At 60.4% G+C, this 11,998-nt stretch carries 11 protein-coding genes; 5 read left to right on the forward strand and 6 right to left on the reverse strand.

What is annotated here, in order from left to right; genetic code table 11:
- Positions 1–20: 20 nt before the first annotated feature.
- Positions 21–1,553, forward strand: a complete 1,533-nt coding sequence (locus ACQZ60_RS01230; RefSeq protein WP_020811509.1) for a YifB family Mg chelatase-like AAA ATPase — start codon at positions 21–23, stop codon at positions 1,551–1,553.
- 217 nt (positions 1,554–1,770) lie between these two features.
- On the opposite strand, the gene cysK is transcribed toward ACQZ60_RS01230, so the two are convergent.
- The 3 genes from cysK to dut all read right to left on the reverse strand — a co-directional run bounded on the left by cysK (position 1,771) and on the right by dut (position 4,055).
- On the reverse strand, positions 1,771–2,739 hold the full coding sequence (gene cysK, locus ACQZ60_RS01235) for a cysteine synthase A (RefSeq protein WP_003520103.1): 969 nt from the start codon (positions 2,737–2,739) through the stop codon (positions 1,771–1,773).
- Positions 2,740–2,879: 140 nt separating this feature from the next.
- Positions 2,880–3,497 (reverse strand): LysE family translocator, encoded by a 618-nt coding sequence (locus ACQZ60_RS01240; protein ID WP_003520102.1) that lies wholly within the window; start codon positions 3,495–3,497, stop codon positions 2,880–2,882.
- Between the two features lie 87 nt (positions 3,498–3,584).
- Entirely contained in the window at positions 3,585–4,055 is a 471-nt protein-coding gene (gene dut / locus ACQZ60_RS01245) for a dUTP diphosphatase (protein ID WP_035264085.1), read from the reverse strand.
- Between the two features lie 90 nt (positions 4,056–4,145).
- Here dut and ACQZ60_RS01250 point away from each other — a divergent pair, with 90 nt between their 5' ends.
- From ACQZ60_RS01250 to ACQZ60_RS01260, 3 genes are all read left to right on the forward strand, one after another.
- Positions 4,146–5,729, forward strand: coding sequence for a peptide chain release factor 3 (locus ACQZ60_RS01250; RefSeq protein ID WP_035264080.1), 1,584 nt, complete (start codon positions 4,146–4,148; stop codon positions 5,727–5,729).
- A gap of 171 nt (positions 5,730–5,900) precedes the next feature.
- Positions 5,901–7,106, forward strand: coding sequence for a bifunctional phosphopantothenoylcysteine decarboxylase/phosphopantothenate--cysteine ligase CoaBC (gene coaBC, locus ACQZ60_RS01255; protein ID WP_448734634.1), 1,206 nt, complete (start codon positions 5,901–5,903; stop codon positions 7,104–7,106).
- Positions 7,103–7,477: an MmcQ/YjbR family DNA-binding protein gene (locus tag ACQZ60_RS01260; protein ID WP_003520098.1), complete on the forward strand. Its 375-nt coding sequence runs from the start codon at positions 7,103–7,105 to the stop codon at positions 7,475–7,477. Before coaBC ends, ACQZ60_RS01260 begins: the two co-directional genes overlap by 4 nt.
- Before the next feature lie 8 nt (positions 7,478–7,485).
- On the opposite strand, the gene olsE is transcribed toward ACQZ60_RS01260, so the two are convergent.
- From olsE to ubiE, 3 genes are all read right to left on the reverse strand, one after another.
- Positions 7,486–8,400 (reverse strand): ornithine lipid hydroxylase OlsE, encoded by a 915-nt coding sequence (gene olsE, locus ACQZ60_RS01265; RefSeq protein WP_065654590.1) that lies wholly within the window; start codon positions 8,398–8,400, stop codon positions 7,486–7,488.
- Between the two features lie 165 nt (positions 8,401–8,565).
- Entirely contained in the window at positions 8,566–10,140 is a 1,575-nt protein-coding gene (gene ubiB / locus ACQZ60_RS01270) for a 2-polyprenylphenol 6-hydroxylase (protein ID WP_142780077.1), read from the reverse strand.
- Positions 10,141–10,176: 36 nt separating this feature from the next.
- The gene (ubiE, locus tag ACQZ60_RS01275) at positions 10,177–10,953 is read right to left on the reverse strand and encodes a bifunctional demethylmenaquinone methyltransferase/2-methoxy-6-polyprenyl-1,4-benzoquinol methylase UbiE (protein ID WP_003520094.1); all 777 of its coding nucleotides are present in this window, start codon (positions 10,951–10,953) and stop codon (positions 10,177–10,179) included.
- A 143-nt stretch (positions 10,954–11,096) separates the two neighbouring features.
- Between ubiE and mutM the strand changes: the two genes are divergently transcribed.
- A complete protein-coding gene (mutM, locus tag ACQZ60_RS01280) occupies positions 11,097–11,993 on the forward strand; it encodes a bifunctional DNA-formamidopyrimidine glycosylase/DNA-(apurinic or apyrimidinic site) lyase (RefSeq protein ID WP_448734635.1) in 897 nt (298 codons plus the stop codon).
- Positions 11,994–11,998 lie beyond the last annotated feature (5 nt).

Consider the following 11,998-nt stretch of genomic DNA (forward strand, 5'->3'; position numbering starts at 1 on the left):
CCGGTTTGCGGGGGCAGGCCATGGTGGCAAGGGTCAATACGGTTGCATTTCAGGGCATAGAGGGTGTGCCCGTCGAGGTGCAGGTCATGGTCGCGCCGGGAAAGGTGGGCATCCAGATTGTCGGCCTGCCCGACAAGGCGGTGGCCGAAAGCCGCGAGCGGGTGCAGGCCGCCCTGCATGCCTCGGGTCTGGCGCTGCCGGCAAAAAAGGTCACCGTCAATCTCGCGCCTGCCGATCTGCCCAAGGAAGGATCGCATTTCGATCTTCCCATTGCGCTTGGCCTCATGGCCGCTCTGGGTGCGATACCGGCAGAAATGCTGGCACGTTATGTGGTTCTCGGCGAACTCAATCTCGATGGCACCATCGGTATGGTTTCGGGCGCCCTTCCAGCGGCCATGGGTGCCAATGCGCTTGGCAAGGGGCTGATCTGCCCGGCTGAAAGCGGGCCGGAAGCGGCCTGGGCCGGCGCCGGTATCGATATTCTCGCCCCGCGCAGCCTGATTGCGCTGGCCAACCATTTTCGCGGCACCCAGCTTCTCTCGCGCCCGACGCCCGCCATTCGCGCCAACCCGGTCAATCTGCCGGATTTAGTGGATATCAAAGGACAGGAGAGCGCCCGGCGCGCGCTGGAGGTGGCAGCCGCCGGCGGACACAACCTGCTCATGGTCGGGCCGCCCGGCTCCGGCAAATCCATGCTCGCAGCCCGCCTGCCATCCATCCTGCCGCCGCTGGAGGCGGCGGAATTGCTGGAAGTGTCGATGGTCCATTCCATCGCTGGCCAATTATCCGGCGGCAAGCTTTCGGACCGCAGGCCGTTCCGCACCCCGCACCATTCCGCCACCATGGCGGCGTTGATCGGCGGAGGGCTCCGCGCCAAGCCGGGTGAGGCTTCGCTCGCCCATCACGGTGTTCTTTTTCTGGACGAGTTCCCGGAATTTTCGCCGCAGGTGCTGGATGCACTGCGCCAGCCGCTGGAAACGGGCGAATGCATCATTGCGCGGGCCAATCATCGCGTCAGCTATCCGGCGGAAATCCAGCTCGTTGCGGCGATGAACCCCTGCCGCTGCGGCATGGCGGGAGAGCCGGGTTTCACCTGCGCCCGAGGCCCGCGTTGTGTGACGGATTATCAGGCCCGCATTTCCGGCCCGCTGCTGGATCGTATCGATATCCGCATCGACGTTCCCGCCGTCTCTGCCGCCGATCTCATCCGCCCCGTCGCGTCCGAGCCGAGTGCGGCGGTGGCCGCCCGTGTCGCCCGGGCGCGCCTTGCGCAGCAGGAACGTTACGCGTCGGCGGGATTTGACGCCATTCGCACAAACGCTCGCTGCACGACGACCCTGATAGAAAAATATGCCGAGCCGGATGCGTCCGGGCTGCAATTGCTGCGCGATGCGGCCGAGCGGCTGAAGTTCTCCGCGCGCGGTTATCATCGCATTCTCAAGGTTGCCCGCACCCTGGCCGATCTGGATGGCAAACAGACGGTCGGCCGTATCCATGTGGCGGAAGCCGTGTCCTATCGTATCGCTGGCGAGAGGCTGACGACGGCGGCATAGAACATTTCCAGTAAAGGCACGAAGCGGTTTTTGGTGGGGAAGTGTGTAAAAACAAGTAATTAGAGCACATCTAACGATTCCGTTTAAACCGGATATGCTCCAGAAGGTCGCCTGTTGTGCCTTCCCTGAAAAAACATTGTGCCGCCAGCGGAAGCCGGCGGCACATAAGAATATTCGCTACTCTGGCGCGCGATCGTACCGCGCTTGAAAGCCTGGCTTAAAGTCCAAGGCCTTCGAAAAGCGCCGTCGAAAGGTAGCGTTCCGCAAAGGAAGGAATGATGACGACGATGTTCTTGCCGGCATTTTCTTCCCGCGCGCCGACCTTGATTGCCGCCGCCAGCGCCGCACCCGAGGAGATGCCGACCGGCACGCCTTCCAGCCTTGCCGCCAGACGTGCGGTTTCGAAAGCCTCGTCATTGGTCACGGTGACGATCTCGTCATAAATGCCGGTATCGAGGATGGCGGGTGCAAAACCGGCGCCGATGCCCTGAATCTTGTGCGGGCCGGGGTTGCCGCCGGAAAGAACCGGGCTGTCCGCGGGCTCGACGGCAATCACCTTCACCTCGGGCTTGCGGGATTTCAGCACCTGACCCGTGCCGGTGATGGTGCCGCCGGTGCCGATACCCGAGACGAGAATATCGACCGTGCCTTCGGTGTCGTTCCAGATTTCTTCAGCCGTCGTCTTGCGGTGAATATCGGGATTGGCGGGGTTTTCGAACTGCTGCGGAATGATCGCGTCAGGCAGGGTCTCGGCCAGTTCCTGCGCCTTGGCGATGGCGCCCTTCATGCCCTTGGGGCCTTCGGTCAACACCAGTTCGGCGCCGAGCAGGGCCAGCATTTTCCGGCGTTCAACCGACATGGTTTCAGGCATGGTCAGGATCAGCTTGTAGCCCTTCGCAGCGGCGGCGAAGGCAAGCGCGATGCCCGTGTTACCGGAGGTCGGCTCCACCAGCGTGGTCTTGCCGGGGGTGATCTTGCCCTGCGCTTCCAGAGCTTCGATCATGGCGACGCCGATGCGGTCCTTCACGGAAGCGATGGGATTGAAAAATTCGAGTTTGGCGAGAAGGTTGGCCTTCACGCCCTTCTCCTTCGCCAGCTTGTCGAGCCGCACGATCGGCGTGTCGCCGATTGTTTCCGTAATTGAGGAATAGACGCGTCCGCGTCCGGGCTTTCTGGCTTCGGGCATGATGCTCTCCTGTGTAAGACCGCAAGATTTGAGCGGCAGAATAGGAGCAATAGCTTTCGCAAGCTAGCGAACGTTCGTCCTAATATCCCTAAATTGCAGGAATAATTTCACGATAAATCGCATAAATGCACGAATTTGTTTTACGTGCTGCGGATCGCGATCATGGTGGCGGTTCCGGCCAGAATACCCGCCGCCGTGCGGTTGAGGATCGTCAAGGCGCTCGGCCTTTTCAGGAGGTTACGCGCCTTGGCCGCAAGCAGGATGTAAGGCAGGAGAACCGCCATCAGCACGACGAAGGTGATGGCGAGAAGTGTTGCATATTCCGAAGGGCCGATCATGCGGATATCGATCAGTGTCGGCACCAGCGCCACATAAAACAGCATGGTTTTCGGGTTGCCGAGCGTGATCAGCAGTCCGGACAGGAAGGACATGGGCATGCTGGTGCTTTTCTTGGCCTTCAGCTCCTGCGGCAGCAGACCGGCGGTCCAAAGCTTCCAGGCAATATAAAGGAGATAGGCCGCGCCCGCGAATTTCAGCACCATGAAGGCTTCCTGAAAGGTCTGCGCGACGAAGGCCAGGCCCAGGATCACAGCGGTCAGGTAAATCATGTCGCCCAGCACCAGCCCGAGACCCATGAAGAAGGTTTCGCGAAAGCCCGAACCCAGCGCCCGCGCCACGATCGCCGTCATGCCGGGGCCGGGAATGGCGGCGGCGATGAAGAGGGCGGTGGCATAGGCGAAAAGTGTCGTCAGCGTCATGATCGTGTTTCCTGAAAAATCCGCTAAATCCATAACGAAATTGCCGGGTAAAGACAATCAGTCCGCACGTCTGTCCCAGCGGTGTCGCTAAACGCCGGTGGAGCCGAAACCGCCGGCGCCCCGCGCCGTCTGCGAGGTCTCCGTCACCTCGCTCACAACAACCTGGGTTACCGGAGCGATCACCATCTGAGCAATGCGCATGCCGCGCTCGATGACGAAAACGTCCTGGCCCAGATTGGCGAGGATGACTTTCACTTCGCCGCGATAATCGCTGTCCACCGTGCCGGGAGAGTTGAGGCAGGTGATGCCGTTCTTGATGGCGAGGCCGGAGCGGGGGCGGATTTGCGCCTCGTATCCCTGCGGAACCTCGAAGATGAAACCGGTCGGGACCAGGGCGCGTTCGCCCGGTTGCAGGGTCAGCGGTTCGCCGGCAGGTACGGCAGCGCGCAGGTCCATGCCGGCGGCGCCACGGGTTTCGTAGGACGGCAATTCGAGGTCAGCGCCATTGGCGAGGCGGACGAGCCGGAGAGGGGGGCGATTGTCGTTTTGAAGGGTCATGCGGCATTAGTTTGCCGAGATCGCGGCAAGGTCAATTGCAAATGCGGGCCTGAAACGCTAGATAGCCCGCAATTCCACAGGATTTGTCAGATGGCCGAAACACTTGCCGAGGCGGTCTCCCGCCGCCGCACCTTTGCTATTATCGCGCACCCGGATGCGGGTAAGACCACGCTTACCGAAAAACTGCTGCTGTTCGGCGGAGCGATCCAGCTTGCCGGTGAGGTGAAGGCGAAGAAGGATCGCATCCAGACCCGTTCGGACTGGATGAAGATCGAGCGCGAGCGCGGCATTTCGGTCGTCACCTCGGTCATGACCTTCGAATATAACGACCGTGTCTTCAACATTCTCGATACGCCCGGCCACGAGGACTTCGCCGACGACACCTACCGCACGCTGACGGCGGTGGATGCGGCGATCATGGTCATCGATGCCGCCAAGGGTATCGAGCCGCGCACGCTGAAGCTCTTCGAAGTCTGCCGCATGCGCGATATTCCGATCATCACCTTCATCAACAAGATGGACCGCGAAAGCCGCGACCCCTTCGAGATACTGGATGAGGTGGAAGAGAAGCTCGCGCTCGATACCGCGCCCATCACCTGGCCGGTCGGCCGGGCAAAGACCTTCTGCGGCGCCTATAATCTCGCCGACAGCACCTTCCGTGGCGTCGATACGCAGGTGGAAGCCATGCCGGTCAACGGTCCGCAGGCGGTTGCCGATCGCCTGCCGGAAAATGAGCGCCATCTTTTCGTCGAAGAAACCGAACTGGCGCTGGAAGCCTGCCGTCCTTTCGATCGTCAGGCATTTCTCGAAGGTCATATGACACCGGTGTTCTTCGGTTCGGCGCTGCGCAATTTCGGTGTGCGCGACCTCATCAATGCGCTTGGCGATTTCGCGCCGCCGCCGCGCGATCAGGTGGCGGATACCCGCACCGTACATGCGGCTGAAGAAAAAATGACGGCCTTCGTCTTCAAGATTCAGGCCAATATGGACCCGAACCATCGCGACCGCATCGCTTTCGCCCGCATCTGCTCCGGCAAGCTGGAGCGCGGCATGAAGGCGCGGCTTGCTCGCACCGGCAAACAGATGGGCCTCACTGCGCCGCAGTTCTTCTTCGCCTCGCAGCGCCAGCTGGCCGATACGGCCTTTGCGGGTGACGTGGTGGGCATCCCGAACCATGGTACGCTGCGCATCGGCGATACGCTGACCGAGGGTGAAAACCTGGTTTTCCAGGGCGTGCCGAACTTTTCGCCGGAAATTCTCCGGCGCGTGCGTCTGGAAGACGCCATGAAGGCCAAGAAGCTGAAGGAAGCCCTGCAGCAGATGGCGGAAGAGGGCGTCGTGCAGCTCTTTTCGCCGGAAGACGGTTCGCCGGCCATCGTCGGCGTTGTTGGTGCGCTGCAGCTCGACGTGTTGAAGGAGCGTCTGATGGGCGAATATGGCCTGCCGGTCTCCTTCGAAATGTCGCGCTTTTCCGTCTGCCGCTGGATTTCCTCCGATCAGCCGACGGAAATGGACAAGTTCCTCAACGTCAAGCGCGGCGATATCGCCCGCGATCTGGATGGCGATCCGGTGTTTCTGGCGCAGGATGCCTTCTCGCTCCGCTATGAGTCCGAGCGTTTTCCGGCGATCAAGATGGTTGCGATCAAGGAATATCACGTGGCCAAGGCAGCGTGATATCGGCCGGATTGCACTTTGTATGCCAAGGGCCGAGCATTTTCAGGAAAAGTGCGCAGCGGTTTTCCGTCCGGAAATGCGGAAAAAACAAAGAGCTAGAGCATTGAAGGTGATTACGTTTTCACTGGAAATGCTCTAGTTTCCCCTGAAACGGGAAACTGGTCCGGCATCATGACGCTTTCAGGCAAACATATTCTCCTCATCATCTCCGGCGGCATCGCAGCCTATAAGAGCCTCGATCTCATCCGCCGCCTGAAGGAGCGCGGCGCTAAGGTGACGCCGGTGATGACGAAGGGCGCCCAGGAATTTGTCACGCCGCTTGCTGTCGGTGCACTTTCCGCCACCCATGTCTTCACCGATCTCTTTTCCCGGCAGGATGAACAGGATGTCGGCCATATCAGGCTGGCGCGTGACTGCGACCTCGTGCTTGTGGCGCCCGCCACCGCCGATCTGATGGCGAAGATGGCGAATGGTCTGGCAGACGATCTTGCCTCCACCATTCTTCTCGCGACGGATCGAAAGGTGCTGGTGGCACCGGCGATGAACCCGAAAATGTGGGCGGCAAAGCCCACACTGCGTAATGTCGAAACGCTGAAAGAAGACGGCGTGTTTTTCGTCGGCCCGATGGCCGGTGAGATGGCAGAGAAGGGTGAAACAGGTCTTGGCCGTATGGCCGAGCCATTGCAGATCGTCGAAGCCGTCGTCGCACTGCTGGATGAGGGGCCAAAGCCCCTGAAGGGCAGAACGGCGATCGTGACCTCCGGCCCCACGCATGAACCGATTGACCCGGTGCGCTACATCGCCAACCGCTCCTCGGGCAAGCAGGGCCATGCCATTGCGGCGGCTCTGGCGGAACTGGGGGCGGAGGTTACGCTGGTTTCCGGCCCGGTCACCATCGCCGATCCTGCCGGGGTCACGACGATCCATGTCGAGCGCGCCGAGGAGATGCGCGATGCGGTGATATCGAGACTGCCGGCGGATATCGCCGTCATGGTCGCCGCCGTCGCCGACTGGCGGGTGACGGGCTCGTCGGAGCAGAAGATCAAGAAGCAGCCGGGCGATGCGCCGCCGGCGCTGCAACTGACGGAAAATCCCGATATTCTCAAAACCGTCGGCCATCATGAAAAGCGCCCGAGGATTGTGGTGGGCTTCGCCGCCGAAACGCAGGATGTCGAGAAGAACGGCCGGGCGAAGCTGGAGCGCAAAGGCGCGGACTATATCGTCGCGAATGATGTTTCGTCTGAAACCGGCATCATGGGCGGAGACCGCAACAGCGTGAAGATCATTTCCGCAGATGGCATCGACGCCTGGCCGGATCTCGACAAGGCCGACGTTGCAAAACGTCTGGCGGCCCTGATCGCGGAGAAACTCGCATGAGCCTGTTCGATCGCAAGACTTTCGACAAGGTGCTCGGTAAATGGCCGGGCGTGCGTTTTGTCGATCAGTGGGATTCCCATGTCGCCAAAGTGGGCGACAAGGTCTTTGCCGTGCTTGGCGAGCGGGAGGACTGGCGGCTGGTCGTGAAATGCTCGGAAGAGAGCTTCGAAATACTGACCTCGCTGGAAGGCATAGGGCAGGCGCCCTATTTCGCCAAACGCAAATGGATATCGATTGGCGATCATTCCCCGCTCGAACAGGAAGAACTGGAGCATTATGTGCGCCGCTCCTATGAGCTTGTCGCAGCCGGTCTGACCAAAAAACTGCGGGGCGAACTCGGTATCGTGATCGATACTGCGCGTGCCCTCTAGTTTTCGGTTCAGTCCAGTTTGGTGTCCTTGCCGATGATCTGGCGGACGCCTTCCTTGGTGAAGGGCTGCAGGAGCTGCGGCAGGAATCCTTTCGCAATCTTGCCCTTGATACCGATATCGGTGGAAGAAGGCCTGTCGGGATTATGGTAGGAGCCGAAGATCAGATCGAAGAAGACGAGGTTCTCGCCGTAATTGGTGTTTCCTTCCGGAAGCTGCTTCGAATGGTGCCAGCGGTGCAGGCGCGGTGTGCTGAACACGTAATCGAGCGGCCCCGTTTTCATATCGACGTTGCAATGGGTCAAAATACCGATGAATGCGGTAACGGCACCTAGCCACCAGAAAACCTGTAGCGGCGCACCCATGAAATAGAGTGGAATCTGGCTGAGCGCGATCTTGAACAGGGAATCGGCCACATGGAACCGTCCCGTATTGACGACCCAGAGCCGCACGACGCTGTGATGCAGCGCATGGAAACGCCAGAAGAATACGGTTTCATGCGCAATACGGTGGGACCAGTAGAGGCCGAATTCGGCAATCGTCACCGCAAGGGCGACCTGAACGATCATCGGCAGATGAGACGGCCAGAGGTCGAAACGCATGGCGGCGAGCGGCTGCAGCACATTGGCGGTCACCATCGGGAAGATTGCCGCTGCGGCGGCTGCGAGCTGGACCAGCCCTTTCGTCAAAAGCGTGTGGCCGATGCTGTTCACGGTCTCGCCATCACCCTCAAGCCATTGGATTTCGTAGGGAATATAGCGTTCGAGAAGAAACAGGCTCAAAACCGCGCCCGCATAAACGGTCAAAAAGGCCGCGATCGGATGGCTGCTCGTGAAAGCGAAATAGGACCCCACAAGGCCGCCGACGAACACCAGCGGCCACGAAGAATAGGAAAGGGCCTCTTTCAGTACTTGCGCTTTTGCCATCAAAATCAAATCCCGTCCGGCATCATCCGTCTATACCGCCGGCGCAATTCCGCGCAGGCATCAAAGCAGCCCTTACCCCGCATCGATCACCTGTCTCGATTGGAGATCAGGCCCTTATCGCTCCAATGCATTACACAAACATGGCACTCACCGGTGCCGAGATGCTCAGCTTATCCTGATTGCAATGTAAAGAAGCGTCAGCGCTATGACCCAGAGTGCCGCCCGTCCCCATTTGGTGTGGCGCGCTTCCGCCTTGCCGATGGCTTCAGCCGTCTGCGCATCGAAACGTAGGCCGTTCTCGCTCATATACATCAACTCGGAATGCAGCTTCTCCGTCTTGGCGGCGATCTCCGGCGCTGCCTCGGCAAGCTTGAGGGCCGCCTTCACGCCGTCCTTCAGATCGGTGACGATGCGTTTCGGGCCGAGATTGTCCCTGATCCAGCCGCCGACGACCGGATCTGCCGCCTTCCACATGTTGAAGCGCGGATTGAGCATGCGCGACACGCCTTCCACCACCACCATGGTCTTTTGCAGCATCACCAGTTCCGGCCGCGTTTCCATGTCGAAAAGCTCGGTCACTTCGAATAGCAGCGTCAAAAGCTTGCCCATGGAGATCGTCTCGGCCGGCTGGCCGTGGATCGGTTCGCCAATGGCGCGGATCGCCTGGGCGAAGCTTGCTATATCGTGATGGCCCGGCACGTAACCGGCCTCGAAATGCACTTCCGCCACCCGCATGTAATCGCGGGTAATGAAGCCGTAGAGGATCTCGGCAAGGAAGCGGCGTTCCTTTTTTCCGAGACGTCCGGCAATGCCCATGTCGACGGCGACGATCTCGCCCTCAGCATCGACGAAGAGATTGCCGGGATGCATGTCTGCATGGAAAAAACCATCGCGCAGCGTGTGCCGCAGGAAGGACTGGATCAGCGTGTCGGCGAGTTTGTTCAGGTCGTGGCCGGCGGCCTTCAACCCCTCGATATCCGACATCTTGACGCCGTCGATCCACTCCATGGTGACGACATCGCGCCCGGTGCGCTCCCAATCGACCTCGGGAACTCGGAACCCGGGATCGTTCCTGGTGTTTTCCGCAAGTTCGGAAAGGGCGGCGGCCTCGAGCCGCAGATCCATCTCGATCTTGGTGGTCTGCTCCAGCGTGCGTGTCACTTCGACGGGGCGCAGGCGACGGGCGGAGCGGACGAAACGCTGCTGCAGATCGGCGATCAGATACATCGCTTCGAGGTCGTTCTGGAAACGCTGGCGCACGCCGGGGCGGATGACCTTGACGGCCACCTTGCGCGGCCCCTTCGGCGTATCCACCATTGCCGGATGAACCTGGGCAATGGAGGCGGCGGCGATAGGATCGCCGAACTCCCTGTAGAGATCGGACACCGAACGGCCGAGCGAGCCTTCGATATTCGCCTTCGCCGCAGCCGCCGGGAAGAAGGCCATGCGGTCCTGAAGGCTCGCGAGATCGTCGGCGAAGTCGGCGCCCACCACATCCGGCCGGGTGGCGAGAAACTGACCCATCTTCACATAGGAAGGACCAAGCCGCTCCACAGCCACCGCCAGACGGTCGCTGCGCTGCGCCCTTTTCGCCTTGCTGCGGGCGAATGGCTTCAGCAGCGCTTTCAACAATTGGGCGGGAGCAGGCAGGTCATCGGAAGGCAGGGCCAGCACGACGCCTTCGCGCACGAGAACCCAGCCAACCCTTGCGAGGCGGAAATATGCGCCCAAAGTACTCATGCTTATGCTTGTCTCCTGCGTCTGCCGGCCATGGTCTTAAAGCTTCCAGCCGGAATGCAGGGCGGCGATGCCGCCGGTGTAATTGGTATAGGTGACACGGGAGAAGCCGGCGGTGCGGATCATCGTCGCGAAATCCTCCTGATTGGGGAATTTGCGGATCGATTCGACCAGATATTGATAGGGCTCGGCGTCACCCGTGATCATCTTGCCGAATTGCGGGATGGCGTTGAACGACCAGGCGTCGTAAACGCGGTCAAGCAACGGCATTTCGACCTCGGAAAACTCCAGCACCAGCAGCCGCCCGCCGCGCTTCAGCACGCGATGGGCCTCCTTCAGCGCGACGTCGATGCGCGGTACGTTGCGAATGCCGAAGGCGATCGTATAGGCGTCGAAACTGTTTGCTTCGAAAGGCAGTTCCTCGGCATTGGCTTCCACGAAGGTCAGATTGTCGGAAAGCTTCTTTTTTGCCGCGCGTTCTTCGCCGACGGCCAGCATCGAGCCGTTGATATCGAGAACAGTGGCATGCGCCAGACGGTTGGAGGCTTCGATGATGCGGAAGGCGATATCGCCGGTGCCGCCCGCAACGTCCAGAACCTTGTAGGACGCATCCTTGCGCGGCGAAAGCGAAGAGACCATGGCGTCTTTCCACAGCCGGTGCAGGCCGGCCGACATCACATCGTTCATGATGTCGTAGCGTTTGGCCACCTTGTGGAAGACTTCGTTGACCAACCCCTGCTTTTTGCCTTCGTCCACCTTGTGGAAGCCATAGGACGTTTCCATGCCGCCTTGGGCAGTGGTACGGGCGTCGGTCATCGTCTGTCTCCATATTTATTGCGTGGCGGACCATAGCGGAAACGCCATGGCAACGCTATCTGTTGCCGCATCGCCTGGGCGCGACATTTCGCGTGCACTGTATAGACCACATGGTCCTAACGATAAACTGTCGGATAAGCCAGATGCCAGAATTGCCAGAAGTCGAAACCGTCAGACGCGGCCTTGCGCCCGCCATGGAAGGCGCAAGGGTCCGCAGGCTCCATCTCGGCCGCCCCGATTTGCGCTTTCCATTCCCGCAGGATTTTGCAGCGCTTATCGAAGGCAAGACGATCCTGTCGCTCGGGCGCAGGGCGAAATATCTTCTGATCGAACTGGAGGATGGGCTGACCATCGTTTCCCACCTCGGCATGTCCGGCTCGTTCCGCATCGAGGCGGAAGCGGGCGAGGCCGGCGATGCACCCGGCGTGTTTCACCATGCCCGTTCCAAAGACGGCAAGCATGGCCATGTCGTCTTTCATCTGGATAAAGGAGAAGAGCGCGTCTGCGTCATTTATAATGATCCGCGCCGCTTCGGCTTCATGCATCTGGTGGAGCGCAACAAGCTCGACCTTTACCCTGCCTTTGCCGAGCTTGGCCCGGAGCCGACAGGCAATGCGCTGAGCGCGGATTATCTGGCGAGCCGGTTTGAAGGTAAAAGCCAGCCCCTGAAAAGCACGCTGCTGGACCAGAAGGTCATTGCCGGTCTCGGCAATATCTATGTCTGCGAGGCGCTGTGGCGCGCGCATCTTTCGCCTTTGCGGGCGGCGGGAACGCTGGTGACGAAAGGTGGCAAGCCCAAAGCGCAGCTCGTCGATCTGACGGAGAAAATCCGCGACGTGATCGCGGATGCGATCGCCGCCGGCGGTTCCTCATTGCGAGACCATATACAGACGGATGGAACGCTCGGTTATTTCCAGCATTCCTTTTCGGTCTACGATCAGGAAGGCCAGCCTTGCCGGACACCCGGCTGCGGGGGTACGGTTGAAAGGGTGGTGCAGGCCGGTCGTTCGACCTTTTATTGCGCCGCCTGCCAGAAGTAACGGAG

It is taken from the genome of Agrobacterium sp. 22-223-1, assembly GCF_053522385.1.